Source organism: Nonomuraea sp. NPDC049141, from assembly GCF_040648415.1.
GTDB lineage: Bacteria > Actinomycetota > Actinomycetes > Streptosporangiales > Streptosporangiaceae > Nonomuraea.
The window spans coordinates 85,267-111,920 of sequence record NZ_JBEZDR010000032.1; the positions used below are offsets into that span (position 1 = coordinate 85,267).

The following is a 26,654-nucleotide window of genomic DNA, read 5'->3' on the forward strand; positions in this document are numbered from 1 at the left end:
GGTGTCTACTTCCGTTTGTCGCCACCACGGGACGCCGAACCGGGTAACCGGATCGGAGCAAGACAAGTCCCGGCCGGTAAGGCGGGCAGGCCCCACAAAGGCCGGTATCCGAACCAGTGGCATTAGGGCCACCGAATCGGCATCAGGGCTAGTGAAGGGAGGAATTCAGAGCAGGACGCGCTAGGCGCACGGAAAAGCCGGAGGTGCGCTTAGCGGAGCCCCTGAAGGGCTCGCAGGCTGGGCTGTTGCTCCCATGCGAACTCGTAAGTGTCTCAATGCAAGGCGAGACACGGGCCGTTTGAACCGGGTGATCGTGACCGGGAGGCCGCTTGATAACTGCATAAATGCCTGGAATCCGCATGTCGCACTGCACCTTGGGCGTAAGCGGTAGGTCCACTCTCGGCTCATCGGAAACGGTGGGTGCCCTGGTAAAGGGCTGCGAGGACGGGAGTGTGAAACCGCCGCATGATGTAGCCATATGGCCACCCCTTGGAGCGGTAACGCATGCCGATAGATGCCAGGAAGAACGGCGCAAACGGCTCTGCGCCAAGGGTGGCGAGATGTCAGAGTCTCGCCACTTACTAGGCGCACCTTTTCCAATAGCTAATAGCCCAGCTAGGGGTGTGCCGAGAAAGGGGCTCTACATGAGTCCGCCAGAATCACCAATCGTATGCATGACACAGGGGCCGGACGGCTCTTGGTCATACGTGTCCTGCCCAACGGTCACGATCGTTGAGCCAGGGCCAACCGTGGTCATCGCGACTCCAGGGCCAACTGTCACCGAGACGACTCCAGGCCCCACCGTCACAGCGCAGCCAACGGCTACGCCCACAGTCACGGAACGGGAGGTCGTGCCTAGCCCTGTGCCAGGCCCGACCATTCGGGAGACCGTGAAGGAAGTCGTGGACAAGCCGGTTCCAGGGCCCACGGTAGAGCGGCTGATCACCCTGACGGCTGTGCCGTCGACCAGCTCGACACCACCGCCATCGGTTCAGGCGAGCAGCACGGCTCGTGACTTGCCCGGCCCGGTTATCACGCTTCACGAGACTGGGCCAACGATCACGATCTCCGTGACCATCACACAGCCGCAACATTCCGCTGTGTCTATCTCGCCGAGGATCACGCCCGTCCCGGCTCGCGTCAATGACGCGGGCTCCTTCTGGGGCATGTTCTGCCTTCTCATGGTGGTGTTACTTGCCCTCTGGGCTGGCCTCGCCTTGCACAAGCGCAAGCTTGCCAAGGAAAAGGCAAAGCAGGAATCCGATAGCGCGGACTAATCGCTAAGCCCTGCCGGGTCTCATGGCCCGGCAGGGCGCTTATTTATGCCCAACTCGTTCGTTCGTTAGGAGCGATCCATGCGCATCTACTTCTCTTCCGTTTCTCATAGCCCCTACCGCGACTGGGCTTGGGAGCGCTACACGAACGACGGCAAGGCCGTCGACCGCTCGGACCCTGCGTGTGAGTGCGGCAACCGATTCGTTCTCTGCCACCCGGAGGCTTGATATGCCCGCGTACGAATACGGCCGCACTCATGAGGCCGAGATGAATTACTACCTGGCTCATTCCAGGCTGCGCCTTCTTGACGCCTGGGGGCGTCCTCTGGTCCGAGCATATGACGGACATGGCGCGTGGAACTGTAATAACCCTTCGTGCGAGGAGCACCCGAATTCGTTCTATGGAAGGAACTGAGATGCTTAGCGAGTCTCTCCAGAAGCTCATAGATGCGAAGGTGGCCATCCCGCGCCGCTTCAGCGAATACGAGTCCGTTCGTCCCAGGCAACCGCTTGAGAGCGGTGACCGCTGGTATATGGGCCACATCTACTACGTGTGGAATGACGATCTTGCCGACGCCGAGCTCTTCGATCTCGCTGGCCCGTGGGGAGGCTCCGACTACAGCGGAGACGACGTTACCGAGTCCAACCACCGATCCCTGATCAGGGACTGCCCGAAGTCGTTCATTGACCTGTACGGCGGTCACTCCTCTTACGGCCTGGCCATCTTGCCCGACTTCGACGATGACGATCTGGCAGACGAGCTGCTCGCCCTGGCCCGTGGCGAGCGCACCTATTACGACGCGGATGACAACTCCAAGCTCATCGACGAGCGGGCCGAGGAGGCTTGGGATAGCTACCTTCGCATGGATCTCCGATCGGAGATTGGCAAGTACACCGGTGCCGCCATCTGCATGGACGACACAGAGCAACTGTTCTGGAAGCTCCTCTGCGAGCACGAGATCTACCCCGAGGCTGAGGGTCACCGTGGCGTGACGTTTCCCGGTATCGATGAGCCGGAGTTTCTTGCTGACATGGCTCGCGCCGCCATCGCCGATGGTGGGCTAGACGGCTGGCTTCTATATGACCTCACGCCCGAGGGTTACGAGATCGTCGGCGCCTGGATGGCCGAGGACATTCAGCTCGTGCATCCCAATCAGCTTCCACTCTTCGAGCTGGTCTAGATCTTGCCGTTTGGATGCGGACACCTTCAGGTGAAGGTGTCTGGTCCAACCTGTAGGGCCTAGAGAGGAGAAACCAATGGTTAATGCCCTGACTGTCCTCCTAATCTTGTCCTGGGCGGAGTCTGCCGAAAAGTTCGACGGCTACGGACACCCGAATGCAGGTGAATACCTGCTCCCGCATTCGCACGCCTACGAAAAGTGCGAGCACATCAGTGCGTGCCCGTGGCCGGTCAGAGAGTACCCGTTCGGGCCGGAGGACCAGGCTGAGGCCGGCCTGCCTCCAAGAGGACAGATCCCGTGCCAGGCGTATGAGCACTGGGACGAGAAGTGTTGGGACTGCCGCTAACCAGATTGGAGCTGTGATGCCGGATTACACCGCTCGATACATTTTTACTTGGGGAGAGAGGGGGCCGCAGAAGACCTACGCCGTCAATGCGTGGGTGGATGCCCTCTACAACTTCAACGGCATGGCTGCATGGGACCCCGTCTGGCTCAACCCCGCTGGCGAATGGAAGCAGGGCGAAGACGGGTCTTGGAGTTGGACGGCTGGCTACGACTATGAGCCTGACCAGCCGATCAGAAAGCATCACGAACCGCGTGAGGTCACTCGTTACGACTTCTGGGAGGACATCCCTTACTGGGAGGACTCTGAGCGCGGCGATACCGTGCGTGTGCTTTTCGAGGGGGAGGAATACGCAATTGAAGCGCTCCCGCGTCGTTGGTGGGAGATATGGAAAGCCGATGTGACCGATCAGACTTTCGGCAAGGTCAATCGTGGCCACTCTGGCGAGTACTGGGCGGGCCCAGTCACGGGCTGGGAGAACAACGTCGCTGGCAACCTGTACAACACCCTGTACAAACTGAAGCATGGGAAGGATGCGGAATGATGAACGAGTTTCGTGAGATTGCTGAAAATATTGCTCGCGAGATGGGCGGCTGGGAGGCCCGTCGCGAGTTCGACACCGGGCCGTACATCATCCAGAAGGATGACCAGTCGTTCTACCTGAACTTCGGCGGCTGGAAGAATGAAGGCAAGGTTTCTATTAGCGCCCGATACCCCGAGCGGGCGCGGGAGCTATACAGGGTTGAGCATCCCGTGATCAAGGTCTCTTACTCGCGAGGTGCCGCCACAATCGCGAAGGAGATCAACCGCAGGTTGATGCCTAGTTACCTAACTGCGTTGGCCGATGTTCAACAGCGCCTCAAGGAGATGGAGACTGCTGAATCACGGCAAGAGTCCATAGCTTTTGCTTTAGCTGACGCTCTCGGGGTATCCAGGCCGAACAGGGAAAAGTACAGCCGAAGTTCACAGATTGAGGTTCGCACGGGCTGGCACGGCGACTACTCAAAGAAGCTGCGCGCCGAGTTTGAGGTCATGTACGGCGGAGACGTGAAGATCGAAGTCAACACCAAAGACGCTGACATCGCCGTGAAGATTGCGGAATTCCTTCGCACGCTTAAGGACTAGGCCGGTTGGCCCTGGCCCCCTTCGGGGGGCTTTAGCGAACTTGCCTCATCCTATATTGAAAGGTGGAGTAACCATGGCACGTAAACACACCATGTGGTCTGCGTCCGGCGCTGGATTGTGTGGCAAACCCGTGCTCGCCACGGGTCCGAAGGACTTTGCTTGTAACCACTGCCAGGCAATCCAGGGCGTCATGAGGGCGGTTGAAATCGGCGCGCGGGAGAGCGGCCTGGTCGTCGAGCGCTTCCCATTCGGCAACAACGCATGCCGTATCGAGTGCGACACCACGACGCCCGAGTTCCGTAGATTTGCTGCCCTCATGCGGCGCGGCTTGGACCTGCACGGTTCGGGAAGCCTGTATGCCTTCAGCGTGCGAGGCAAAACGCCAACTGAAGCATTCATCCGCCACAGCGGGGCGTGAGGACGGCGAGTGAAGAACAACTACAGCGGGATCTTTCCCGCCATCCCGTTCGAGCTTGCCCTGTCCGGTATGCGGGAGCGCTCGCCAGACGGCTGCTGGCTCGTCGGCCGGACCAACACGCACAAGCGCTATGCCCAGCTACAGGGCAAGGGCATCCGCTACGAGCTGGAGCCCGACACCGGTTGGGGACAGATGGCCGTGGAGATCTGGCCGGAAGCCCTCGACATGTTCCTTCGCATGTTCTCGGAGAAGCGCCCTGACCTCGTGAAGGTCTTCGCCTATGACACGGACCTAACGATCAGCCCCTACACGCCTGACGGCGCCAGGTCGTCACCCTGGTTCACCGCTGTCCGCTAGCGGAGCATGACCGCCGCCAGTCTCGCCGGCCAAGGGAGAAGTGTGCCTGCGGCCGGCTTGGGCCTGGCGGCCTTCGCATGCCCAACTAGAGGAGGAGATCGTCATGTATGACGAGTACGAGACCATCTATATCGGCGTCATTCAGTGGAACGAGAGCCAGGAGTTCACTGACCCCGATAATGATTTGACCGTTCTTACAGCTCTCAATCTCGCGAGCTGCCGTGCCTCGATTGTCGACCACGTCCAGGTGTGCGCTGTCAGCCGTGGATTCTTCGCGGAGTGGTTCCCGAGCTTCGATGAGCCGGGCGTCGACGTGAACGAGTCTAGGCATGTCGACCAGGCTCTTGAGGACTTTTGGAAGAACGGTCACGGTGACTATCTTCCGAAGATCACCTTCTTTGAGGGCGACGTCAGTGGGTTTACAAGCGAGATGCCTAGGGACGCATAGAACCGATTGAGAAAGGACTCAAGTGAAGACGTATACCGTTACTATCGCCGGTCCCGAGCGCTTCGACGGAGAGAAGCCGCACACGTGGGTCGTGAATGCAGCGGACATCTATGAAGCTGCGGGCAAAGCGCTGCGCGAACACTGTGAGGCGCAGGAGCAGAGCATTGAGGACATCAAGATTATTGGCGCGGAGAGCTTTGAGGGCGTTCCTGCGCCGGATTGCGGCTACAACTGGAATGACATGCGCAAGGAGACAGCGTGAGCGAGCAGGATTTTCCGACCATTGACGAGCGTATTTGGCGTGTAACCGGTGCCCTCTCGACATACGTCGCCGCCAATCCTGACTATGTCTGGGATGAGGAGACGGAAGCCCCGTGCAACGTGGAAGACGCTTTCGTGGATCTCTTGGCTGACATCTTCCACCTGGCAGCGAGGTTCGAGATCTCAGACGAAACCTTGTGCGACAGAGCGCAGATGCATTTCCAGTTTGAGGCTAGGGAGGCTAACTGATGAACCGAGATGAGATAGCGGCAGAGCTTGAGCGGCGCATCGGCCGCATAGCCGTTGAGCGACACAGGCAGCACACCTTCGGAGGCTTTGTACCTCTGCCCGAAGAGCGTTCGATTGAGCTGGGCATCTACGAGCGCGCTTACCTCTGGGCGCACAAGCTTCTGACCAATCGCAACACGTTCGATGAGCAGGTCAGCAAAGCATTCCTTGTTAATGGGGCGCACGGTGTGGTGCGCCAGTACGAGACGGCAATCTCTTGGGGCAACGCGGAGGCTGACAAGCAGAACGCCCAGCACATTGCAGCATACAAGGAGATCGTGCCTCTCTTTGAGAGTCTTGTGGAGAGTGAAGATGCCTAAGCTCATCGTGACCGTGACTGAGAACGTCACTTACGATTTCGAGATCGACGTCGATGACCTGCTGGAGGAGTTGATAGAGGACAGCGAGGTTCCTCTGGTTCTCAACTTTGGCAATCCGGATGTGCTCGCCGAGTGGCTGGACGTGGACAGCGATCTCATTGCAAACGGATGCTGCGACGAGAACTTTTCCGGTTGTGAGGACCGGGAGATCATTGACGTTGTACGGGTCGATCGTCCGTACCGGAAGCCTGTGATTCAAGGGCACGTCATCACGCAAGACGCTCCTGCGCTGGAGGCGGCTGGGGTTCGTTAGTTCGTTAGGTTCGTGCGCTGGCCTCGGCTTCGGCTGGGGCCTTGCGCGTTCCTACCTAACTAACGAATCGACGAAGGGAGGGCGACGTGGGGAGATCCCCGCAGGAGCGGTTCGCATTCGAGATATTGGAGCTGATCACGGATGTAGGGGGATATCCCTACAACTACATCCTCCGCGCCCCTGACGGTGAGCGCCGAGTGTTGCAGACGTACATCAGCCCTACGACCTGGCCCAGCCATTTCCCGGAAAAGTGGTATCGGGTTGGGGGCCGGTACGTCACAACCTGGAAAGACTGGCGGCACGACTATCTTCCGCTGCGCCTATGGAAGCAACGGCTGGCGGAAGGGGACAGTGGGCCAGAGCCTGTAGAGCTATGGCGCTGCGACGTCTGCGACGTCATCGTGCGCGAGTTCGGCGGAGACATTGAAAAGGCTCTCCGGCTGGTCAATTGGGGCGACTGGAAGCGCCTCGACGACGGCCAGGGCGAAGCGCTGGTAATGCGGTGCGGGACATGTGTGAGAGAACACGGCACTGAACCACGAAAGGAGGAGACCATGCTGTACCCAGATCCATGGGCCGTGCAGTGCCACTTGTGCAACTGGGACTTCAGCCACCAGAAAGAGCACCCCGACCACGACTCTGCGGCAGGCGAGGCGGCGCTTGAAGGGTGGGTGTATCGCGGGCGACTTCCAGGCGGTAAGCCGCGCATGCGTTGTCTGCGCTGCTCGGCCTGGAAGAAGAAGCCAACGCGCAATCATGTGGTGTCGTGCTGGAGCTGCCGCAAGAACTTCAGACACCAGTTCGCCCAGTGGATAGCGGCCTCCGCTGTCATGGAGGCAACAGAGCACGGCTGGGCCGAGGTCGACGGCACCGTCAACGGCCGCCCTGTCAGCACACCGGAGCACCCCCAGCTTCGCTGTCCAAGCTGTGTGACCAAGTCTTCAGGCACCGCGAAGCCAGAACGGCGCACGACCTTCCATGTGATGACCGTGGTGTCTCTGGCGTGGGCTGTTGTCGCAGAGGACGGCTGGGTGTCGGCGAAGGATGCCGAGAAGCTCGGTAAGCCGGGTACCGCGGCGAGGGTCGCAGCGATCCTCAAGGGAGAGGACCGGAGCCGGCCGAAGGTGACCCAGGAGCACGTGGACCTGGCGCACGAGGCGGTTGCATGGATCAGGGCCCGGTTCATGGGTCCGGACATCCGAGGCCGCACACGGTTCGAGAGGCTCGTATGGGAAGCGATCCACTACGACAAGCGCGTCAATGCTGAGAGCTATTCGCCAGACCACAATGCCGCCGTGCCGCAAAACGTTGTGGGACTGCTTGCAACGGCTCCCTTCGTCTTCCGGGAAGGGCAGCGTAGAGCGGCCAAGAAAGAACGCTGGCAGAGCCTCAAAGGCTCCCGCCCCATGGGCACTTTGGGCGGACAGCTACCCGCCACGCGAATGAGGGTTACACACTCGAACCCTGCCAACAAGACCTTCCCGAATCCGAGGAACCCGACCGACAGTCACACTAAAACGGTGCATAACTACAAGCTTGTTGACGAGCACGGTAATGCCTATAAGTGGTGGGGCACCGACAAGGTGCTTGCCGTTGGCGCGGAGATTCACGTCAAAAGCGCCCGCGTTACTCATTATGAAACCTATGACGGCGTGACTTTCACCGTGATCACGCGATGCCGGATTGAAGACCAGATGAGAAAGGTTAGTTAAATGTACATTTGCGGACCCTGTGCCACGATGAAGCCCGACAACATCAAGATCACGCCACTGCCGCCCTCTAATGAGTTTGAGGTGCCCTTGGGTGACAGAGAGGGCAGTGTCATCGCGACGTGTGAGCCTCACTATGTGCCGACCCTCCGGTCCCTGATTATGTTCAGCGCTGCGGCCGGTGTCGGCCGCCCCGAACTTCAAGAGCTACTCGATGTGCACCTCTCGGAGCATCGCGTGGACGAGCTGGGCGACAGTGAGAGCGATGAGGAGGAGTCCGAGCCGGAGGAGGAAGAGGAGGAGGAAGAGGAGGAAGAGCCGCAGGCCGACAACCCCCACGGCCGCACTCTGGAGCAGGTGAACGACGAACTCGACGACTTGGAGGAGCCTGAGGGGCCCGATCTCTACGAGGCCCTGAAGAGGTACCCCTGGACCTACACCAACGACTGGACCGACGGCGGCAAGTCGGCTCTCCGCGCATGGATGGTGTCACAGGGGATGTCCGATCGCGGCAGGGTGACGCCGGAGACTCAGACCAAGTTCGCCCTACTACATGTGGGGAGTGGCGCCCTCAGCGCCCTGCTCGCGACGAAGGCACATGCCCGCTTCACGCGGGCCGTGGAGAGGGCTTCCGCCTAGACACTGATCTCAAGCCCAGGGTGTGACCGCGCCCTGGGCTTTGTTCTGCCCCAATCCCTAAGTGATCTTCTCCGAAGGAGGCAAGCATGACCCTTATCGGCAGGCCCGTGCCTGACCCTGTAATCTTCCGTGGCCCTCTTGGGGAGATCACGAAGGCCATTGGGCCCCACACTGATGCCGATCCTGTCGGCATCCACTTGAGCCTTTTAGCCCTGACGGGCGCCATCATCGGCAGGGACACCTACGTGTTCTACGGGAAACGCCAACCGCTGCTTGTCTGGCCGATCCTCATGGGCCGTACGTCACTCGGGCGGAAGGGAACGGCGACCGACCAAGCTGCGGATCTGTTCGAGGCCGCGTTCCCCAAGTTCATGCGCCAGAGAGTCGTCAACGGCATGCAGCAGTCTGGGGCCGCAATCGTCGCTGGACTGACGCGACGAGCTGTTCGCCTGGACGGGCGTGGGACCGATGCCTACGACGAGGAGGACGCGGGCCTCCTGGAAGAGGAAGAGGAGGAGTCGCCCAGCGAGGGAGGTGTGAAGCGCTTCATCTCCAAGCCGGGCTATCGCGGGATCATCATCGAGACCGAGATGAAGAAGTTCTTGGCCCGCGCCAAGCTGGACAGCGACATGTCTCCCATCCTCCGAAAAGTGTGGGAGGGCGGTGTCATCACCAGCGAGACGAAGAAGGAGACGTTCACTCTCACGAACCCGAATGTCTCCTTGGTATGCCATATCCCGCCGAAGGAGTTCGTCTCTGTCTACTCGGCAAGCGATGCAGCAGGCGGTTCCATGAACCGTATGTTCTGTGCCTTCGTCTTCAGGTCCAAGGTCATGAAGCTACCGAAGCCCGTGCCTGAGGCCGTGATGGAGCGAAACGTCCGAGCCATCTCGGACATCGTCGAGTTCGGCACCGACCTGGGTGAGCTGAAGTTCGAGGCCGATGCCGAGGCCCTGTGGGACGCACGAATATGGGATGAGATTGACGAGGTGATCAACGAGAGCGAACTAATGGAGGAGTTCGCAGGCCGCGCGATGCCGTACGCCTGGCGCATCGCCGGTCTGTACGCCATCGCCCGCAAGTCGCGCACGATCAACGCGGCCGACCTCGAATCCGCCTACGGCCTGGTGCGCTACATGCTTGACTCGGTTCGCTATGTCTTCAGTGAGTACGCTGCCGAGGCTAACCGCCCGCAGGGGCGCAAGATCGAGGAAGCCCCCTTTGCGGGCGACCCGAGGTTGGCCAAGCCCAACCACGTGCAGCGCTTGATCGACATCGCCCGCGAGGCTGGCGAAGAGGGCCAGAAGTCCGGGAAGTTCTTGCAGAGGATGAACGTCTCAAGCGACCAGCTCGGCCACGCTGGAGCTGCCGCAGAGGCGCAAGGGCTCGTCAAGAGGTACAAGGCAAGTGGGCAGACCGGTGCTCCGGCATACTTCATCGTCTACATGGGCCCAGACGATGTGCCCAGCGTTCCGGTAATGGAAAGTATTGGCAGCCGTACGGAGTTGCCGGCCAAGGCTCCCGTCGCCGCGAAGTCTGCCGCCGCGGCGGCTGAGCGACGTAGCCCCGAACTGGTTGCCACCAGTCGCGAGCCGAGTGTGAAACCGACTCCGCCCAGGCTCAAGGTCCCCACCAAGCCAATAGCTAAGCCGAAGCCCGTGATCAAGGTGAACGTCAGCTCTGGCTCTGACGACCTATTGGCCGGATTCTTCTAGAGAGAGGAGTAAATTGGTCTCTCTGACATCGGCCCTCGATCGCCCTACCACAGAGAGCGTGCTTGATCATTGCGTGCGCATTCCGGTGTGCGCTTGGTCAGATCGCTGACCCAAAACGACCTAGATAGTGTGACGCGCTCTTCCAAGCGCTACAGTACTCGCAACCTCGTAACGAAATTGGAGCACCAGAACATGGCCAAGCAGATCGTTGAGTCTTTCATTGACGACATCGACGGAAGCGAAGCGGAGAAGACCACAGCGTTCGCCCTCGACGGCACGAGCTACGAGATCGACCTGTCCGGCAAGAACAGAGAGAAGCTTGAGAAGGCTCTCGCGCCCTTCATCACCGCCGCCAGACCTGTTCGCGTCGAGCGCGCAGGCCGGGGTCGTCGTGGGGCTGGTGCCGCTAGGCCCCGAGCCATGAGTCGTGAGCAGTCGGCCGACATTCGGCAGTGGGCAAAGACTGCCGGTCTGCCGGTAAGCGAGCGAGGCCGGATCGCCGCCACCATCGTGGAGAAGTACGAGGCTGCGCACTAGCGAGCGCAGCAGATGTCATACGAACCAACCGCTTCCGACCCAGACGCCATGGATGTTCGATGTGCGTCTGGGTCGGACGGCACTGAGTATCTCGTAATCGACCAGGCTGTTATTCAGTTCAACATCCGCGATGAGGACTCGCTTCTCGCAGCCACCGAGACCCTGGCAAGGATTGCGCGTGAGGCGCAGCAGCTGAACAGCGAGCTACTTCGGAAATATCACAAGCGCTACGAGTAGAAGCCCCCTTCGAGGAGGGTGCTTAGTCCTAAACGACAAAAGGCCCTCCTGGAGGCTTTACCGAAGCGACAGCTAATATGTGAAACGAAAGTCGCCAAATATCACTATATTGTCGCGCTGTCTCTTTTTGGGGCTATCTTCACAATTCTTGTAGACGACAAGATCCAACTGGGCTTGATTGGTGACATTGACGTTAATCTTGTTGGGGCCTTCGAGGACCGCCGTAGTCTCGATGGCAATGATGTCGTCAACATAGACTTCCGCGGGCACTGCATTAGGCGAATCCCTGCGTAGATCTATCCATCCCCGTAGGGATTTAGCGCTCGATGGGATTCGGTATGTTACCGAGAAGCTCTCGGTCTCCGCATTGTAGTTTTCGCTCTTTTTGTTAACTGTGCAACTGCTCCGCAGCATAACTGAGTCTTGATACGCACGCGTTCTGCTATATGCCAAACCGGCAATTACTTTTCCCCTAACGGGCTCCTGGTTTGACAAGTACGTGACCATCGGCATGCTCGGGGGTGGCGGTACAGGCTCACGAGATGCGGTGACTTGATTCGGCTGGCGTGGCGGCACATCATCCCTATTCGTAACAACCAGAAATACCCCCGCGATTATCGCAGTTAGGATAGTGGCGCCGCCGGTGATCCAACCGACCCTCTCGGTTGGGGTAAGCGGCGTCCACCACTGACGGAGACGGCTAGGGATCAAGGGCACGATGTCTTCTTTCCCGCGACGCCCCTCGGCCGTAGAAACAGCATCCTAGAAATGCGTAAAGCCCCCTCCCGTGAGGGAGGGGGCTTCATGCTGTCCGGGAAAGGGGAACCGGACAAGATCTAGTTACTCCAGGCCGTCGCCGTTGAGCGTGCGATGCACGAACGAGGCCAGGGCGGCGCCACCGGCCTGGAGCACAAGAGCGCCATACGCCGCCCAGTCAGGCAGGGCACCGTCAGACAGGGCAGTGCCAGTCACGCCGGCAACGGCCAGGAGGACGGCCACGATCGCACCCTGACCCAAGGTGCGCAGGGAGCGCGTCTTGGCGTCGGCCTTGACCTGTCGTTTGGCCTCCTGCTCAGGAGACACGCCGGTCGGCTCGTCGGGAATCGGATCAAAGTAGTCAGTCATCAATACTCCTCAATGGTTAGTTCGTTAGGTCCAGCAAGAGGTCTCTTCACAGGTGACCGCGGCAACCCTCGTGCCCGCGACGCGGGAGCCGAGCGAGCCCTTCATGTCCTCGACGGCATCGGCCAGAGTCGACCAGGCGGAACCCCAGCCCACGACAGAGGCCGGCGTGGGCCCGGCATGCACGTCCACATGCCAATGCGTTGCGTCTCGCGGGACGACCAGCTCCCGCGTGATGACGCGGTATGCATCCAGGAGAGGGCGTATGGTTTCCAGCGCTCGGGCGTAGACCATCAGGTCGGCCTCGTCCTGGTCCTCAGCGATCACATCCCAGACGTGCGTCTGAGTCTCACCCGCCGAGCCCTGCGTGCCGTCGCGGTAGACCTCAACTGTGTATCTGTAAGTGCGGTGGCCACGAACGGCCATAGGCTTCTCCTTACTTCGTCGACCAAGCGGCAGCCCAGGTCGAAGGGCCGATCACGCCGTCAGCAGCAAGGCTGGCCTTGCGCTGGAACGTCTTGACCACAGCGAGCGTCTTAGGGCCGAAGACGCCATCGGCCGCCAGCTCGTAGCCGAGCTGCTTCATGCGCTTCTGGAATTTGATCAAGAACCGCGACTTCGAGCCGAGCTTGAGCAGCTTGCCGGGATAGCCGGGAGGGTCGTAGATGGGGCCCGTGACGGGGTTGACCTCCGCCGTGTATCGGGGGTGGCCATAGCCGTAGATGCGGCTGCTGCCGCGGTTGATCGTCTTCCGGTAGACGCCGTTGCCTTCGTGGTACTTGCCGTCATAGCTGCCCGAGGTGTTGCCACCGATGGTCTTGATGTAGTCGCTACCAACCTCGATCACCAGCTCGACGTGCGTACCGCCACCAGGCCCATAAAATACCTGGCTGCCGACCCTGGGCGTCTGATTGAACCTGTCTCGCTGCTTAAACCAGCGCACAGCGGTGAGGCACGAAGCGGTCCACGGGATTAGTTCTTTAGCGTGTCCAAGTGGCTCGGGACTACCGGCCTTCTTGTAGGCCCTCTTAACGATGACGGACTGGAAGATCTGGCACCATGCCACACCATTCCAGCCGAACTCTTGCCCGAATTCTGTTCGGTTGTTCCCGGACTCTCGATAGCCCTCGTATCGCTTGGCCTCCTGGATGACGTCGGAAGCTCTTAACAAACTAATGAACCCCCTTCCTACTTGATGATTGTCAGCACCACCGAGGCGATAGCGGCAAGGATAGAAATGGGTAAGCCCCACATCCAGCGCTCAAGAACACGGATGCGCCGCTCATGGTCGTCGTCGGTTCGGCGCGACTCTTTGAGTTCAGAGGTGAGAGTCCTCACCTCGTTTGTGAGGTCTCTCATCTCCTCATAAATGTCCCTGATCGTGACTACGAAGCCACCTTCGTCGTTTGGGCTTATGGCGCTACCCACCTCACGCTGAAGAGCGATCCGGGATAAATTGCATAGGTCTGCGCGGTTGAGTTGTCCACTTCGACGCGGACGTAATCGCCCACAGTCAGATACAAAAATGAAGTGGTGGAAAGGTAGAGCGGGTTTCCGTTCGCCATCGCCTTGACGTTGCCTGGGCAGTCATCGACAGACACAGATTCGTTCTTCCGAAATTGGACTTCGACGCTGCTCGTGGTGGCTGTGCATGTTCCGCCTATGTTGGCGACAAGCTGATACCAGCCGCTCTGCTGTACCGTGTACTTCCAAGGCTCCACGGAATTGCTGTGGCCGTTCTTGTTGTCGATCAGCTCGGTATTCCACGGCACCGCAAACTGTGGCGTGTTTGCTACAACAGGTGCGGCGCTTGAGAGCTTGAGAACCGCGAACGGGTCACTGGTCTCCTCCTTGCCGATGAGGCGCCAATCTCCACCGGAATACACATAGGCGCGTCGGGTGTCCGTCTCGTAGATGAAGGAACCGTTTGTTGACCCGCTTGTAGGGCGCGTCGTGGAAGTGACAAGGAATGGGACTTCATTCCGGAGCGCAAGCGCTTGCGCCACATCGCTAGCGAACATCGCAAAGAAGCGCTTGCTAAATGTGCTGTAATATAGCGAGCCTTCAGGAATTGCGCTGGTAGAGCCGTTGACAAAAGTGCGTACTCGCTTGCCCTTGAACTCGCGATAGTCCTCAACGCTACCCGCCTGCACGCTTGTAGCGTTGGCCGGAAGGCTGATTCGTGCGAGCGGGAATTCCCGCGTTTCCCACGAACGATCAGGGGTGGGTACGGCACCGCCGGGAGTTCCCTTCCTGATGCCCAGTTCCACTCGATTCGCCGAACGGTTAACCCGGAGGACGATCAGATCGTATCTGGTCTGAGAAGCCGTATTGCCCTCAAAGGTTAGGCTCGCCTGGCTATCCAGGTAGTAGTGAAATCCGGAAACGAATGCTCGCCCTGGCCTCACGTACAGCGTGAAAGGCTCATTGTTAGAGAAGACCTGTAGGTCCGTCTGCCATGGCCCGTCTGCATTAACGCCGTCGTCTTGCCACGTCTCCGCCATTCGTGACCACATATCTTCAGTGACGATTGCGCCAGAGCCGGACTCAAAGGGGTAGCTAGTCTCTGTCAATTTGTCTACCTTCGTGCTTCAAGTTTGCGGAGCGAACTCCAAAGCCTTCGGATTTCGCGATAAATGTTCGGCGTTGCGCTCGCGCCATCACTGCCGATAACTGGCTTGATAGACGGGCCTTCGGCACCATCCGACAGGCGTACCTCGCGCAACACGTCCGTGATGGTCTGGCCGTCGATCTGGACGGACACCACGTCGCCCACCTCGTAGTCGTGGCCGTAGCGGACGGTCGGAGTATCGATGGGCGTGATGCTCAGTGCGGCCGTGGCGGCAGACTCGGTGATGGCCTCGTCCGCGGCCTGGTCGAGCTGCGTCAAAGCCGCTGGGTCAGCCGGCGCCCCGCTGTCCGGGTTGATAGGTGTGCCGTCGTTGCCACGCTGGACGGGGATGTCTCGGCGGTCGACGAACCGCTCAATGGGTGTAGAGGACCACTCGTATGCGACGCTCGGCAGGCCGGTCACGCGGAAGGCGTCGACCACGAGTCGTTTGGTCGACGTGTTGACGATCTCGACGACGTGCTCACCGAAGGCAAGGTTCTGCCTCTCCCAGCCGACTACCTGATACTGCGGAGTCGCCTGGTTGAAGGTCGGCGACGCCACGAGAACACCGTCCAGATAGATGTTCACCGGTCCTGCATCGGGTGACCGCTCAGTGATGAACTGGATGCCAGTGCCCGTGAACGAAAACCTCGCCGAGCTGGAGATGTTAGGCGTGTAGTGGACATCGTTGAAGTAGTCGCCGAGTTTGCGGTTGGGGCCGTACGTCCAGCCGGACCCGAGATACTGCACCTGGGGATTCGTGTCGTTGAAGGTCTTGGCTTGGCCGTCGTCATACTGGGTCAGCCATCGGAACCGTCCCTCTCCCTGAGCGGCCACTACGAAGCGCGTCGCTGTCGGCGCCGTTAGGGAGTAGTCGAATGCCGCGAGGTTGCCATCTTCTGGAGAGAAGCGGACAGCTCCGCTCTCGCCGGACTTAGGCTGGTAGGATTCGAACGACACCCGATCGGCGAGGCCCTGACGAAGGCGCCAGCCAATTCCAGCCGAAGCGGCGATCTCCTGAAGCTTCGTCCCCAAAACGTCGAAGCGGGTCGACACGTCCACACGCCGGCCGAAGCCGTAGGTGGGCACATCCAAGCGCGGAATGATCCGATCGGCGCGGGCGCCAGGGCCCGCGTTTACGTACACCAGGTGCCCGAGCGCCGTGGCGGCCTGGGAGGAGTAGGTGTAGCGGTCCTGCGTCTGCTCATAGATGCTGGCGCCCGGCACGGGGAGCGTGACCCGAGACCACAGCAGCGTCTCGTCACTGACGCCGGTATAGGTGATCTGGCCCTTGCCAGGCTGATCGGCAGACCACGCGTGAGCCACGCTGGTGATAGGCCCTGACATGACAGGCCGGGGCAGACCGTCAATCCAGACGATGATGCCTCCGCCGGGAGCGAGGCGAGCGGCCTCCGGAGTGCCTGACGGCACGGTTAGAGACCAAGACCCAACAGCGTTGTATCGGGTGATGACATCGAGGCTCGTGTACTGTTCGACGACTCCAATGCGCTCGTACTGCGCGTTGCGCGCTTCTACCAGGAATCTAGGCACCTAGATACCTCGGCGTGTAGAGCAAATTTACAGCCGTCTCCGCCCCAACATCAGCAACACTGATGATTACTTCGTTGCTGCCGGGCGATATAGGCCAAAGCTGCGGGCTAGGCCCGAGCCGCGGCCAGAAGTTCGCTCCTGTCGTCCTGTTTATAACGGACTTCATACCGGGCCGCGTGTCGATGACGACTAGATCGGTAGGGGCGAGATTTAGAGCCGCAGAGAAGACCCGATCAGCGACACCCATCGTGCGTCGCGTAAAGCTGACAGTGCTGCACGGGCCGTGGATGAACCAGATGGGCCACGTGTCCACATCGCCCGTTACGGTGACCTGAGAGACGCCGTTCAGAGTGTGATTGCTATTAAGCGGGAAGTCGCCGAGAAAGAGCCCGTCGAAGAAGCTTTTCAGGTTAAGTGCTCCAGGAGTGAACTCGATCGCCTGCGCCTCGCCAGAGTAGAAATAGGGGTCGAAGGCGCGAAGAACCAAGCCGTACTTGGCCCAGTGAAGCCCGGTCAGGGTCTTCCCCTCATCGCCTTCCGCGCCGCTCGCGTAGTACACCTCAATGTGCCGACTGGTACCGTCCGCCTCAGTGAGGCGTAACTTCCCAGCTCCATATGCCGGATCTAGGCTAGATAGGAACGCGCGCTTAAGCTGTAGAAGCTGTGGCCTGTCGGACGCCAGCAGGAAAAGCGGTAGAAAGAGTTCCCGTGATTGACGGCGAATGTGCCTCAGGTACGCTCCATCGAGCGCGGGCAGCTCGTCGTAATTCATCTGAACGGGCGGCGCGTCGAACCCCTTCATGCCAGGCATGGTGTAGATGCCATCCATACCGGACGTGAGATTATAGGAGGGGGAGACCCCCGGCTTTGCCGGGGGAATCCATTCAACGGTCGTGCGGGACGAGGACAGCGTTAGGTCCTCAAGAGTCGTTAGAGACAAGCAACCGCCTTATCCATAGAGCGCATCTGCGTAGCTGAGGGCGTTGACAAGCTGCTTCTCGCTAGGAACATCTGGCGCGGCATTCAAGGTGACGTTGTATGTGCGGCCAGAGGCAACTAGACCGTTGCGAGTGAGCAACTCGGCTGTGCGGCGAGGGTCCGACAGCGGGAGAACCAGCTCGGGGCCGGCCTCGCCGATGAGTGCCCGCGTGGGAGAAGTGACAAGGCCGCCATTAGCCATAGCCTTGTCAGCCCAACCTGTGATCGCATCGAGGAACTTCAAAGCGATTCCGCGGACCAGACCATTCGCTCCACCGGTTTCTGTACCGAGGACAGAGTCGATGAATGGTCTCAGGATCTCGTCACGAACCATCCGCACGACAACCGCCAGACCATTACCGCTCTGGAACGCCGAGACGATGCCGTCCCAGCCATTCGCAGCCTTGACCACGCCACCACTGGCGTAGCCGCTTATAGCGCCACGCTTGCCGTTGAGACGTCCAGTCTTTGCCGCGGAATTCAGGGCGTTGATAGTGTCTGCGCCAAGGAAACGCACCACTTCCGGACGGAGAACCGCCTCGCCTGGAGACAGCATTGCCGGAATAGTGTCCCGACCTGGGCGGTAGCCAGGCAGCACACCGCCATCAGCGAAACGAACGATGGGGATTCGAGGCAACTGCCATGAAGCGCCGAACCAACCGCCGATACCCTCGATGACCGGTGCAAGGGTTTCATTCCAAATACCGGCAATCGCGTGGGCGATCGTGAAGAAGATATCCTTGATCCTGCTCCAGGCGCCTTCCCAGTCGCCTTGGAAAATATCGATCACGATGCCGATGCCCTTGAAAACGGTGTTGAAAGTTGAGCCGAGCAGCCCGAGCACGGGCTTGGCCACGTGATCCCAGAACCATTGCAGGGCTGGGCCGCCGTCTTCCTTAAACCACTTGCTGAAATCCTTCAGTAGAGGGATTCCAACGTCGCGGAGCCAGTCGGCTAGATCCTCGAAGATCGGCTGGCAGGCTTCCCAGAAGGCATCAGTCGTCTTCTCGATTTCCTTCCAAGCGTCGTCCCATGCCTTCTTGAAATCGTCGTTCTTCTGGTACGCGGCAATCAGCGCACCCACGAGCACCGTGCCGATAGCGCCAGCTATAGCCGCGACGGGATGAGCCCGCATGATGCCGAAAAGCCCGCTCAAGCCATCAGACAGGCCCCCGGACTTGCCCTTGGCATTGTCGAAACCGTCGCCTGCCTTGCGGGTGGAAACGTCCAGCTCGTCTAGGCCGCCCTTGAGATCGCGGCTCTTGCCGTGGCTCAACCCCAGGGCGTCAGTGAGCTTGGACAGACCTGTAGCTGCTTCGCCGGCCGAGCCGATAATGCCCGCGCCAAACTTGACCAAGGCGAGCGTTCCAGTGAGCAGCAGGATCTTCTCGAAATGCTCGACAATGAACCCGAGAACCGGAAGAACATCCTCGCGAAGCACACGAACCATGTCGGCAAAAGAGGTGTCGCCAGCTATGTCCTGGAAGGTCTTAACGACCTCCTGGGCAAGAAGCCACAGCTCGTGAGCTGCGTCCATTCCGTCCTTGAACCACTGCTGAATCTTGTTTTGGCCCTCAACTGAGCCAGTCCACTCAGCGAACTTTTCGGTGATCCGGTTGATCGTGTCCAGCATGGTTTGGCCTGACGGCTGACCAAGCTGGAAGATGTGGGCGAAAGCGATAGCCACGTTGCCGCCGATAGAGATCAGCGTGCTGAGTGTCTGCCTCACGCGGTCAAAGAAGACCGCCAACTCGCCAGACTGGCGCTTGTTCTCCAGCCAGACGGAAGTCAAACGAGCGAATCGCTCGATGCCCCGCGAAGCCCATTCGAGCAACGGCAGTGACGCCACCACAAGATGACGTGCCCCATCCGCGGCATAGAGACTGGCATTGCCCAGTGATTCCAACGAACGATTGTTGGACTGCATGACAGTCGTGATGTCTTGCTTCCATGCCTCCGACGCCACCAGCTCGCCGAGGCGAAGGGCGGTGTCTCCTGCGATGGAGCCGGTATTCGTTAGTTCCTTGCCAAAAATGCGAAGCGACGGCAGCGCTAAGCGAACCCCCTCCTGTACACCAGGAAGGAAAGCGTCCTGCACCGAGAACTGAACCTTCTTCAGCTCTGGAATTACCTCGTCACGAAGGAAAAGAACGAACTCTCTGCCAGCCGGTGACAGCTTGGACAGAGCAATCTCGGCGTTCCGTGCCTGCTTGTTGGTCTTGTCGAGAGCCTGGTTCTGCTCGTCGAGGGCCTTCGCCAGGTCTTTCTGCGCCTTCTCGATATCCTTCGCGCCGTCGACGCGGGCCTCGTTGATGGCGGCCTCTGCGTCCGCTACGTCACGAGCTGAGTCGCGACGTGTCTTCGCAAGATCAGCTTCGCTTCGGTTGATCTGTTCAAGGGCGTCCTGCACGTCGCGAGCGCTGTCGCGGCGGGCCTCGTCTACGTCCTTCTCGGCTCGTGCAATGTCGGCCATGGCATCGGCGACTGACCGCGCCGACTCCTTGCGGGCGTCGGCAAGGGCCAGCTCGGCGTCACGGATGGACTCGGCAGCCTCTATGCGGGTATCGGCTAGCTCGCGCTCGGCCTCAAGTTCAGCCTCTTGAGCGTCACGAAGCCGGTCCTTGGCGTCGATGACCTTGTCAGTGCCGTCAATACCCGTCCGGTTGTACTCGTCCAGCTCGTCACGGAGATCGCCGTTCTTCTCCTCCAGTTCGCGGAGACGCTGGAGGGCCTGGCGGTGCTTTAGCTCCGCGGCCTGCCGCTCGGCGGCCGTCGCATTCGGGTTGTTGTTGGCATACTCAAGCTCACGCGCGGCTTCCTCGATGGCCTGCCGTGCGGCTTCCTCGTCGAGGACACCGCCCTCCATCTCTAGGCGGAGGTCTTCTAGCCGTTCCCGCGCTTCTTCTCTGGCTCGGTTGAGGTCTTCCAGCGCGTCAGCGCTGCGCTTGTGGCTGTCCTGGAGCCGCGTCTCGGCGGAGGTGACACGCTGGGCTGCTTGCTCCTGGGCGTCTACTACACGCTTCTGCGCGTCCTCCACGCGGCGAGCCGCCGCCTCCTGCACATCAGCGAGACGCGTCTGTGCCTGAGTGACACGCTCCTGAGCATCGGCAATCCGCTCAAGTGCCTGCTCCTGGATGTCAGCAAGCCGCGCCTGGGCGTCCGCAAGACGCTCCTGGGAAGCAAGAACCCGCTCCGCGGCCTGCTCCTGTACATCGGCCAGTTGGCGCTGTGCCGACTCGACACGGTCCATGGCCGCTGCCTGCGCATCCGCAAGACGCTCCTGTGCCGACGTCACTCGCTCGGCCGCCGCCTCGCGGGCAGTTGCCGCGGCTGCGCCGTTGGCCGCTGCCTGATCGTCTTCCTTCATCAGAGCCGACAGGGCGTCCTGGACGCCCCAGAAGCCCGCCGTGAGGGCGGCGACTCCCTGACCGATAAGCGCGAAGACGCCGGGAAGCGCGGCCAGTGATCCCACCGCATAGGCGGCTGAGGAGCCAAGAGCTGTAACGATCGCGGATAGCTCAGAAACGGCCGAAATGATCAGAGGGAGGAGGGCGATTACTGAGCCCAGGCCCAAGAGCATGCGGGCCACAAAGAACCTGACCGTCGTGGCCGCCGCAGAGAGCAGACCGCTGCCAAAGCCACTACCGAACGCTGAGCCGGCCTTCTCACCGCCTTGCTTGAACTCACGCTCGACACCGGAGATCAGCCGGCTTAGCTCGCTCACCGAGCCACGCAGATTGCCAACCTGCCCGAGCTTCAGATTCGCGGTGTCCTTGGACAGGCGCCCGTACTCCTGGCGGACCATGCCCAGGAACTTGAGAACCTCGGGGTCCTTGAAGCTCTTGTAGCCAGAGCGGACCTGTAGTTCTACTTCCTGAACCTTGCGCCTGAGGCTGGATAGGTGGTCGTCCCAGGCGCTCGACTGGCTAGAGACGGCATCGGCTTCAGCCCGGCTGATCTGCACGGAGAGGCGGCGTACCTCAGCCAACCCCGCACGGACGGAGGCCAACTGAGTGTTGGTCAGCTTCTCTTGCTGGTCGTGTAGGACGTTGAGGCCAAGGCCCAGTCGGGTTAGCGCCTGGAAGACCTCGGGGTCCTTCAGATCCTTGAACCCGGCAGCAACCGACGTGCTTAGCTCAGCGAATCCGCGCCGCAGGTCGTAGATCAGATCGTTGTAGGTGCGGGACAGGGTTTGCGCGCTCTTGCGCTCCTGCGCAGAGGTCGCCTGTGCGGCCTTCTCACGCTCCGCAAGGATCTTCTTCTGAGCTGCTGAATACTCAGCGAGGCCGGTAACCTCAATCTTGGCGGCGACCTTAATCTCAAGGCCGCCGAGCTTCTTCAGTTCGCGCTCTACCTGGATCTTTAGTTTGCTCGCAAATTGCTTTTCCAGCGCGGGGGCGATGGTGATTTCTCCAACGCCTTGCGCCTTCAGCTTACGGCGGATTTCGCGAGTTAGCTCGCGGTTGAAGCCCGTGACCTTCGGGCTAATCTCGATATACCCTGCGCCGACCTTGATTGCTGCGTCAGCCAATGATCACCTACCCTGATGAGAGGTTGGAGAAGAACGTCGCCACCTCGTGTGGACTCGCGAACTCTTGTTTTTTCTTCTCGCTCGCCACACCAGCGCCAGGTCTTGGATGTGGCTCAGGGAATGGGTTGTCCGACTCGGCGGATTTGTTGACCTGTACGACCATCCAGTTCGCGATATTCAAACGGTCGACGACGTCGGCGAGGAGATGTTCCTTGTAGCCCCATCGGGCACGTTCGCCGAACTTGGCCTCTGCCAAGGAAGACTCGCCCGGCATGCTGAGCAGGCGTATGACTAAAATGGAAAGGCGGCGGAAGCTCACCCTCCGCCGCCAGTAGTCCAAAAGGTCTACACCGAAAAACTGGAGTAGATCCGCCTCAAGCTCGTCGGGATAATCCCGCATGACTCGGGCGAGCTGGATTAGTTTCCCAGCTCACCACTGCCCGAAGCAGCCGCAATGGCCTCCATCAGCGCAACAGCGTCACGCACACGGGGCTTAGTGCGACGGAACATCTCAAGCTGCTCCTCGCCCAGCAGGCCGGCCACGGCCTGACTAACCTTGCCCTCGGCAAGGTGGTCAAGGGTTTCAAACGGCCAGTCCAGCGGGCCGGGAACCTCGTAGGTGTGGTCACCAAACGGCACGGTAAGCGTGTCCTCGGTGGCTTCAGCAGCAAGAGCCTTAAGGCTGTCAGTCATGGATAACCCCTTTCAAACGAACTAATGAAACAGATGGTTCGGCTTAGGCAGCCGCGGAGATGCCGGAAGCGTTGGTGAGGATGAAGCCCAGGCGGCCATTGCTGTCAAGAGCCTCGAAGGTCACGCCAAGGGACTGCGCATTGGTTCGGGTCAGCTTCAGGCCCTCGCGCTCCGAAACCATGCCGCGCGGAATGATCAGGCGCGAGGTGGAGTTAACATCGCCCCACTCGACCGCGATGGCTTTCTCCGCCAGCTCGGGCGTGCTAGCCAGGTCCAGAACGAAAACACCTGGAATGGTGGTTCCATCCGTCTTCTTGGCCGGTACCCAATCGCTACCGAAATAGATGGCGGTTGCGTCACTGTCGAACTGCATGAGCGTGAACTTGAGCTGGCAACTTGCCGCGTTAACAACGTACTTCACGGGCGTCGCGGACTGCCAAACCTCTACGGGCTGGGAGTCAACGGAGGGGGTAAGCTCACAGCCGTCAGGGCTGACGTAACCCAACTCCTTCCACGCGGCGGTAAAAGGCGTAGCCACATCTTCCGGGGCGGGCGTAGTGATAGACGCCACGAGGATGCGACCCTTGGGGGCAAAGCGAATAGTGCCAGGCTGGTTAGCAGCCAAAAATAACTCCTAGTTCTGTGTGAGATAAACATCCACCGAGAACATGAACCGGCTAAAAGTGGTCTCAAGCTCGGATAGATCGGTCAGGCCGATGTCCTCGACGACATCGAGCACGAGAACCCCGCCCGTATGGGCTGTTTGGGGCATGACCTCTAGCACCACCTCGCGCACCGCTAGCGCGCTGGAAAGGGCGATGGAGCGAGTAGTGTGAAAGACATTGAGAACGAGATGGGCCATCTCCTGACGCCGCTCAATGCGGCGCTCCATGCCCTCCAACTCAACGGTTACATAGGGAACGACCTTGTCGGTTAGACCGGAGCGCGTGTCCGAGACAGTGGGCTTCGGAGTGGGAGATGGCCTGTAGTACTCGGTGAGGTAGCTGACTACCGTCGACACCGGGTTAATCTTCAGGCGGGACTACCTCCTATCGTTTGCGATGTCTGCGAAGAGCTTGCCGAAACACGTAGCGGCCGGCGTGATGTCTGCCGTCCAAGTCAGTCCAGCCGAATTCGTTGACCATTTCGTGCCGGTCGGCGATGACATAGCCATACGGCTTGAGTCGACTGGACGACATGACAGCCTTGAAGCTCGGCGAATAGGTTGGATTGCTCGTGTCGTACTGCTTGGCCATGGTCTTCGCAGCGGATGCGATGGATTCGGCAATGCCCTTTGTGTGCCGCCGATACGTAGAACTCTTCGCTACGATCAGATCAATGGCGGACCAATCGGTCTCAGCGCGGGCTGCTGACTCGGCTATGGCACGGCCCCCTCACGATCTGCTGTGACCTTGATGTGGGGCATGCCGCCGAACCGCCAGGTCTCCGGATCGCCTTGGATGTTCCAGCGCCGTTCGCGAATGCGGAGGAAGAGCCCAGGATTCGGCTCCGTCTGCCCCTCTCCAGGAGGAGGCGGTGACCAGTCGAACCGGGCAGCGCTCGGGAAATAGACGGCAACGGTAGAGATGGTGGATGCGTGTGCAGGCCAGTCCCGTGTGCTGATGGGCTTCACGGGTACGCGGTGCGTCTCCATGACCACGGGGTCATCCCAGGTCCACCCGCCGCCAAAGTCACCCGGAGGAATCCACTTGGGAAACGCGATGTCCACGAACTCCAGGCCCTTCCTGAAGCGGATACGCCGAGTCACAGAGCCACCGTCCGTATGAGAGGCCGGTAGCGGCGAAGGGTCTTCTTGGCGTCCCTGCTGAGGGTGGGGACGCTCATGGAGTAATCAGTGAGGAGGTCACCGATCTGTTCCTGCGACACCCCAGGTTCAGCGTTGAACTTGTAGAGCGCCTCACTCAAGACCACGGCCTGCACGTCTCCCGGCACCTGGTGGTAGCCGTAGGAGACAGTGACGGTGACCTCGGCCGCGGGACGGCCAGTGAGCGCCAGGCCAGCAAGGGTGACTGTGAAGTCCGTGTACGGCTGTCCGTCCACGGTGACGCTGTGGACTGCGGACACAGGCCGGAGGCGGTTAGGCCAGGCGACGCGACAGCCGTCCACAGACAGCGTCACCAGCTCGTTGTCGTGCCAAGCGAAGTCACGGCCACAGTACGCGACCACGAGCGCGCTCACGTCCTCAAGAAAGACCTGAGCCTTGGCCTGCTCAGCGACCTCTAAAGTGCCGCCTGTCGCGGCAGTGAAGCGTTCAATAGGAACGAGAGAAGGAATGGGCGCCTCCAAAGGAAGGGGCAGGCCGACCTCAGTCGGCCCGCCGTCAGCAGGAGGTTAGGCGGTTTCGATAACCACGTTGCCCGCCAGAACAAGGGCCTCCGGGCGCATGATCTTTACACCAAAATACATACGGCCCTTCACGGCCGTCGTGAATTTCTTCTCCGGCTGATAGCTGGACAGCTCGGAAAGCTGGCCAGCATATGAGACCGCCATCTGGTGGCCCATTGCGACATGAATTCCCTTAGCCGCGTTATGGGGGTTCCGCACGCCCTTCTTAGTGGGCAGGCCGGCGCCATCAAGGTGTGAACCAATCGTGTTAGCCACGATCACGGGCATACCCAGTATCGTGCCGACCTGTCCGTTGATGAGGACGCTAGAGCCGCCGTACGCGGCGTTGTTGATGAACCGCGGATCAAGGAGAAGCTGCGAATACTCCTTTGGGCCAACGATGATGTATCGGCCCGCAGTGGGGACGTTGTTGATATCCAGCTCTACGGTCATATCGACGAGAGTTTCGTAGAGCTTCCCAGCAGCGGGCGGCGCAAGCTGCTTGATGCTGCCGTGCAGCGAATTCAGCGCACCACCGTTGTTCAGGTCCTTGCCGCTGATGGCCTTGATAATGGTCGCGGCTACATGCTTGTCAATCGACTCAGCAAGGTTGCGGCCGGACTGGGCAACCAGTTCACTCATCAGGCTAATGCCTTCCTGAGTGCGGAGCTGGTGCAAACTGTCCACTTCAAAATGGAAAGTCCGAACCTGGTCGATTCGCATGATCAGCGCGTCAAGCTCAGCACGGTCGGCAGTGCCGATCTCAGCGTAAGCATCGAACGAATTGCCGATCTGTACCGTATCGAGCACGTGCGGGACGCGAACGGTGTCGCCTTGCCGCTGAATGGAACCTTCGTAGGTTCGATTAGTTACCGTGGGGCTGGATAGAATGACACCGGTTTCCAGGTCTCGCCAAAGCTGCGAGATCCAGATTTCCGGGATAAAGGTATCCAGGCCAGCCGGCATGTGAAGCATGGCGGTCTGGTTGTGAATACCGTTGGTTACAGTGATGGGCAAGAATTACCTCGTGAAGATTACGGCTCCCCGTACAGGAGCGAATTGAGGCGGCCGTCCTCTCGGGCCGCATTGATTTGGTCTGGCGTCATACGAGCCAGGTCTTCACGAGTGAGCTGTGAGATTCCTGCGCCTGAGCCCTGCGGGCCAATGCCGACGTTCTGAGGGAACTTCGGGCCTGTGGGCTGGAGGCTGGCTACAAAGGCGGAAATGGCTTGCGCGTCGGGATCGCCGTTCTCGCCAATGAATCGCGAAGCATCGAGATACTGAGAAACCGTCTCGGGAATCTCTACGCCGGCCCACGCCGCGGCTGCACGCAGCTCGGCGGTAGCCAGGCGGGAACCAATTTCAGCAAGCGTCTCGGAGCGAGCCTTTTCCTTGGCCTCCGCGATAGCGCGCTCTGCGTCCGGCAAATTCGCCTTGCGAAGCGCGTCTAGTTCCTGCGTGCTGGTCTTCCAGGCGTCCTCATGCTTACGAGCAAAGGACTTCCACTTGTCTCGATCGGCGATCAGCTTCTCGACGTCTACCGTTTCCGGCTGCGTCTCGATCTTGGGCTCCTCGACCGTGGCGGCCTCTGGAGTCGGAATCTGCTCACTCATGTGTTGCTCCCATGTCGGGGTTGGTTAATCGGTCCCATTCGGGC

At 60.1% G+C, this 26,654-nt stretch carries 29 protein-coding genes; 15 read left to right on the plus strand and 14 right to left on the minus strand.

Annotated elements, in window-relative coordinates; translation table 11 throughout:
• The first annotated feature begins 890 nt into the window (after nucleotides 1-890).
• The 15 genes from AB0B91_RS57585 to AB0B91_RS57655 all read left to right on the plus strand — a co-directional run bounded on the left by AB0B91_RS57585 (nucleotide 891) and on the right by AB0B91_RS57655 (nucleotide 10,928).
• Nucleotides 891-1,277 (plus strand): hypothetical protein, encoded by a 387-nt coding sequence (locus AB0B91_RS57585; RefSeq protein ID WP_358340438.1) that lies wholly within the window; start codon nucleotides 891-893, stop codon nucleotides 1,275-1,277.
• Between the two features lie 413 nt (nucleotides 1,278-1,690).
• The gene (locus AB0B91_RS57590) at nucleotides 1,691-2,455 is read left to right on the plus strand and encodes a hypothetical protein (protein WP_358340439.1); all 765 of its coding nucleotides are present in this window, start codon (nucleotides 1,691-1,693) and stop codon (nucleotides 2,453-2,455) included.
• A 362-nt stretch (nucleotides 2,456-2,817) separates the two neighbouring features.
• Nucleotides 2,818-3,342, plus strand: a complete 525-nt coding sequence (locus tag AB0B91_RS57595) for a hypothetical protein (protein WP_358340441.1) — start codon at nucleotides 2,818-2,820, stop codon at nucleotides 3,340-3,342.
• Nucleotides 3,339-3,923 carry a hypothetical protein gene (locus AB0B91_RS57600; RefSeq protein ID WP_358340443.1) on the plus strand — a complete coding sequence of 195 codons (585 nt, stop codon included), beginning with the start codon at nucleotides 3,339-3,341 and terminating at the stop codon, nucleotides 3,921-3,923. Before AB0B91_RS57595 ends, AB0B91_RS57600 begins: the two co-directional genes overlap by 4 nt.
• A 73-nt stretch (nucleotides 3,924-3,996) precedes the next feature.
• Nucleotides 3,997-4,341: a hypothetical protein gene (locus tag AB0B91_RS57605; RefSeq protein WP_358340445.1), complete on the plus strand. Its 345-nt coding sequence runs from the start codon at nucleotides 3,997-3,999 to the stop codon at nucleotides 4,339-4,341.
• Between the two features lie 9 nt (nucleotides 4,342-4,350).
• Complete coding sequence (locus AB0B91_RS57610) at nucleotides 4,351-4,698, plus strand: hypothetical protein (protein ID WP_358340446.1); 348 nt, start codon at nucleotides 4,351-4,353, stop codon at nucleotides 4,696-4,698.
• Between the two features lie 103 nt (nucleotides 4,699-4,801).
• A complete protein-coding gene (locus AB0B91_RS57615) occupies nucleotides 4,802-5,146 on the plus strand; it encodes a hypothetical protein (protein ID WP_358340447.1) in 345 nt (114 codons plus the stop codon).
• Between the two features lie 22 nt (nucleotides 5,147-5,168).
• Nucleotides 5,169-5,408, plus strand: coding sequence for a hypothetical protein (locus AB0B91_RS57620; RefSeq protein ID WP_358340449.1), 240 nt, complete (start codon nucleotides 5,169-5,171; stop codon nucleotides 5,406-5,408).
• The gene (locus AB0B91_RS57625; RefSeq protein WP_358340451.1) at nucleotides 5,405-5,656 is read left to right on the plus strand and encodes a hypothetical protein; all 252 of its coding nucleotides are present in this window, start codon (nucleotides 5,405-5,407) and stop codon (nucleotides 5,654-5,656) included. Before AB0B91_RS57620 ends, AB0B91_RS57625 begins: the two co-directional genes overlap by 4 nt.
• Nucleotides 5,656-6,015, plus strand: coding sequence for a hypothetical protein (locus tag AB0B91_RS57630; protein ID WP_358340453.1), 360 nt, complete (start codon nucleotides 5,656-5,658; stop codon nucleotides 6,013-6,015). Before AB0B91_RS57625 ends, AB0B91_RS57630 begins: the two co-directional genes overlap by 1 nt.
• Entirely contained in the window at nucleotides 6,008-6,328 is a 321-nt protein-coding gene (locus AB0B91_RS57635) for a hypothetical protein (protein ID WP_358340455.1), read from the plus strand. Before AB0B91_RS57630 ends, AB0B91_RS57635 begins: the two co-directional genes overlap by 8 nt.
• A gap of 86 nt (nucleotides 6,329-6,414) precedes the next feature.
• Nucleotides 6,415-8,040 carry a hypothetical protein gene (locus AB0B91_RS57640; RefSeq protein ID WP_358340456.1) on the plus strand — a complete coding sequence of 542 codons (1,626 nt, stop codon included), beginning with the start codon at nucleotides 6,415-6,417 and terminating at the stop codon, nucleotides 8,038-8,040.
• Nucleotides 8,041-8,067: 27 nt separating this feature from the next.
• Entirely contained in the window at nucleotides 8,068-8,676 is a 609-nt protein-coding gene (locus AB0B91_RS57645; RefSeq protein ID WP_358340458.1) for a hypothetical protein, read from the plus strand.
• A gap of 86 nt (nucleotides 8,677-8,762) precedes the next feature.
• Entirely contained in the window at nucleotides 8,763-10,391 is a 1,629-nt protein-coding gene (locus AB0B91_RS57650) for a DUF3987 domain-containing protein (protein WP_358340460.1), read from the plus strand.
• 192 nt (nucleotides 10,392-10,583) lie between these two features.
• Nucleotides 10,584-10,928, plus strand: a complete 345-nt coding sequence (locus tag AB0B91_RS57655) for an Lsr2 family protein (protein WP_358340462.1) — start codon at nucleotides 10,584-10,586, stop codon at nucleotides 10,926-10,928.
• A 1,077-nt stretch (nucleotides 10,929-12,005) separates the two neighbouring features.
• Here the strand turns inward: AB0B91_RS57655 and AB0B91_RS57660 are convergent.
• From AB0B91_RS57660 to AB0B91_RS57725, 14 genes are all read right to left on the minus strand, one after another.
• Nucleotides 12,006-12,290, minus strand: coding sequence for a hypothetical protein (locus AB0B91_RS57660; protein WP_358340464.1), 285 nt, complete (start codon nucleotides 12,288-12,290; stop codon nucleotides 12,006-12,008).
• Nucleotides 12,291-12,314: 24 nt separating this feature from the next.
• Nucleotides 12,315-12,713 (minus strand): hypothetical protein, encoded by a 399-nt coding sequence (locus AB0B91_RS57665; protein ID WP_358340465.1) that lies wholly within the window; start codon nucleotides 12,711-12,713, stop codon nucleotides 12,315-12,317.
• A 10-nt stretch (nucleotides 12,714-12,723) separates the two neighbouring features.
• Nucleotides 12,724-13,230: a peptidoglycan-binding domain-containing protein gene (locus AB0B91_RS57670; RefSeq protein WP_358340467.1), complete on the minus strand. Its 507-nt coding sequence runs from the start codon at nucleotides 13,228-13,230 to the stop codon at nucleotides 12,724-12,726.
• 469 nt (nucleotides 13,231-13,699) lie between these two features.
• The gene (locus AB0B91_RS57675; protein ID WP_358340469.1) at nucleotides 13,700-14,791 is read right to left on the minus strand and encodes a hypothetical protein; all 1,092 of its coding nucleotides are present in this window, start codon (nucleotides 14,789-14,791) and stop codon (nucleotides 13,700-13,702) included.
• Nucleotides 14,792-14,865: 74 nt separating this feature from the next.
• Nucleotides 14,866-16,449 carry a hypothetical protein gene (locus AB0B91_RS57680; protein ID WP_358340471.1) on the minus strand — a complete coding sequence of 528 codons (1,584 nt, stop codon included), beginning with the start codon at nucleotides 16,447-16,449 and terminating at the stop codon, nucleotides 14,866-14,868.
• On the minus strand, nucleotides 16,442-17,251 hold the full coding sequence (locus AB0B91_RS57685; protein ID WP_358340473.1) for a hypothetical protein: 810 nt from the start codon (nucleotides 17,249-17,251) through the stop codon (nucleotides 16,442-16,444). Before AB0B91_RS57685 ends, AB0B91_RS57680 begins: the two co-directional genes overlap by 8 nt.
• Before the next feature lie 147 nt (nucleotides 17,252-17,398).
• The gene (locus AB0B91_RS57690; protein WP_358340475.1) at nucleotides 17,399-21,958 is read right to left on the minus strand and encodes a hypothetical protein; all 4,560 of its coding nucleotides are present in this window, start codon (nucleotides 21,956-21,958) and stop codon (nucleotides 17,399-17,401) included.
• Nucleotides 21,959-21,965: 7 nt separating this feature from the next.
• Complete coding sequence (locus AB0B91_RS57695) at nucleotides 21,966-22,358, minus strand: hypothetical protein (RefSeq protein WP_358340477.1); 393 nt, start codon at nucleotides 22,356-22,358, stop codon at nucleotides 21,966-21,968.
• A gap of 17 nt (nucleotides 22,359-22,375) precedes the next feature.
• Nucleotides 22,376-22,651, minus strand: coding sequence for a hypothetical protein (locus tag AB0B91_RS57700; RefSeq protein WP_358340479.1), 276 nt, complete (start codon nucleotides 22,649-22,651; stop codon nucleotides 22,376-22,378).
• 43 nt (nucleotides 22,652-22,694) lie between these two features.
• Nucleotides 22,695-23,276, minus strand: a complete 582-nt coding sequence (locus AB0B91_RS57705) for a hypothetical protein (RefSeq protein WP_358340481.1) — start codon at nucleotides 23,274-23,276, stop codon at nucleotides 22,695-22,697.
• A 9-nt stretch (nucleotides 23,277-23,285) separates the two neighbouring features.
• Nucleotides 23,286-23,672 carry a hypothetical protein gene (locus tag AB0B91_RS57710; protein ID WP_358340482.1) on the minus strand — a complete coding sequence of 129 codons (387 nt, stop codon included), beginning with the start codon at nucleotides 23,670-23,672 and terminating at the stop codon, nucleotides 23,286-23,288.
• Between the two features lie 743 nt (nucleotides 23,673-24,415).
• The gene (locus AB0B91_RS57715) at nucleotides 24,416-24,850 is read right to left on the minus strand and encodes a hypothetical protein (protein WP_358340484.1); all 435 of its coding nucleotides are present in this window, start codon (nucleotides 24,848-24,850) and stop codon (nucleotides 24,416-24,418) included.
• Between the two features lie 153 nt (nucleotides 24,851-25,003).
• Complete coding sequence (locus AB0B91_RS57720) at nucleotides 25,004-26,014, minus strand: hypothetical protein (protein WP_358340486.1); 1,011 nt, start codon at nucleotides 26,012-26,014, stop codon at nucleotides 25,004-25,006.
• 17 nt (nucleotides 26,015-26,031) lie between these two features.
• The gene (locus tag AB0B91_RS57725; protein ID WP_358340487.1) at nucleotides 26,032-26,610 is read right to left on the minus strand and encodes a hypothetical protein; all 579 of its coding nucleotides are present in this window, start codon (nucleotides 26,608-26,610) and stop codon (nucleotides 26,032-26,034) included.
• Between the last annotated feature and the right edge of the window lie 44 nt (nucleotides 26,611-26,654).

Excerpts from the sequence above, each read along its gene's own strand:
- AB0B91_RS57590 (WP_358340439.1), top strand. The coding sequence starts at position 1,691 with ATGCTTAGCGAGTCTCTCCAGAAGCTCATAGATGCGAAGGTGGCCATC.
- AB0B91_RS57595 (WP_358340441.1), top strand. The coding sequence starts at position 2,818 with ATGCCGGATTACACCGCTCGATACATTTTTACTTGGGGAGAGAGGGGG.
- AB0B91_RS57600 (WP_358340443.1), top strand. The coding sequence starts at position 3,339 with ATGATGAACGAGTTTCGTGAGATTGCTGAAAATATTGCTCGCGAGATG.
- AB0B91_RS57605 (WP_358340445.1), top strand. The coding sequence starts at position 3,997 with ATGGCACGTAAACACACCATGTGGTCTGCGTCCGGCGCTGGATTGTGT.
- AB0B91_RS57615 (WP_358340447.1), top strand. The coding sequence starts at position 4,802 with ATGTATGACGAGTACGAGACCATCTATATCGGCGTCATTCAGTGGAAC.
- AB0B91_RS57630 (WP_358340453.1), top strand. The coding sequence starts at position 5,656 with ATGAACCGAGATGAGATAGCGGCAGAGCTTGAGCGGCGCATCGGCCGC.
- AB0B91_RS57635 (WP_358340455.1), top strand. The coding sequence starts at position 6,008 with ATGCCTAAGCTCATCGTGACCGTGACTGAGAACGTCACTTACGATTTC.
- AB0B91_RS57645 (WP_358340458.1), top strand. The coding sequence starts at position 8,068 with ATGAAGCCCGACAACATCAAGATCACGCCACTGCCGCCCTCTAATGAG.
- AB0B91_RS57650 (WP_358340460.1), top strand. The coding sequence starts at position 8,763 with ATGACCCTTATCGGCAGGCCCGTGCCTGACCCTGTAATCTTCCGTGGC.
- AB0B91_RS57655 (WP_358340462.1), top strand. The coding sequence starts at position 10,584 with ATGGCCAAGCAGATCGTTGAGTCTTTCATTGACGACATCGACGGAAGC.
- AB0B91_RS57660 (WP_358340464.1), bottom strand. The coding sequence starts at position 12,290 with ATGACTGACTACTTTGATCCGATTCCCGACGAGCCGACCGGCGTGTCT.
- AB0B91_RS57665 (WP_358340465.1), bottom strand. The coding sequence starts at position 12,713 with ATGGCCGTTCGTGGCCACCGCACTTACAGATACACAGTTGAGGTCTAC.
- AB0B91_RS57675 (WP_358340469.1), bottom strand. The coding sequence starts at position 14,791 with ATGGCGGAGACGTGGCAAGACGACGGCGTTAATGCAGACGGGCCATGG.
- AB0B91_RS57685 (WP_358340473.1), bottom strand. The coding sequence starts at position 17,251 with ATGAAGGGGTTCGACGCGCCGCCCGTTCAGATGAATTACGACGAGCTG.
- AB0B91_RS57695 (WP_358340477.1), bottom strand. The coding sequence starts at position 22,358 with ATGCGGGATTATCCCGACGAGCTTGAGGCGGATCTACTCCAGTTTTTC.
- AB0B91_RS57700 (WP_358340479.1), bottom strand. The coding sequence starts at position 22,651 with ATGACTGACAGCCTTAAGGCTCTTGCTGCTGAAGCCACCGAGGACACG.
- AB0B91_RS57725 (WP_358340487.1), bottom strand. The coding sequence starts at position 26,610 with ATGAGTGAGCAGATTCCGACTCCAGAGGCCGCCACGGTCGAGGAGCCC.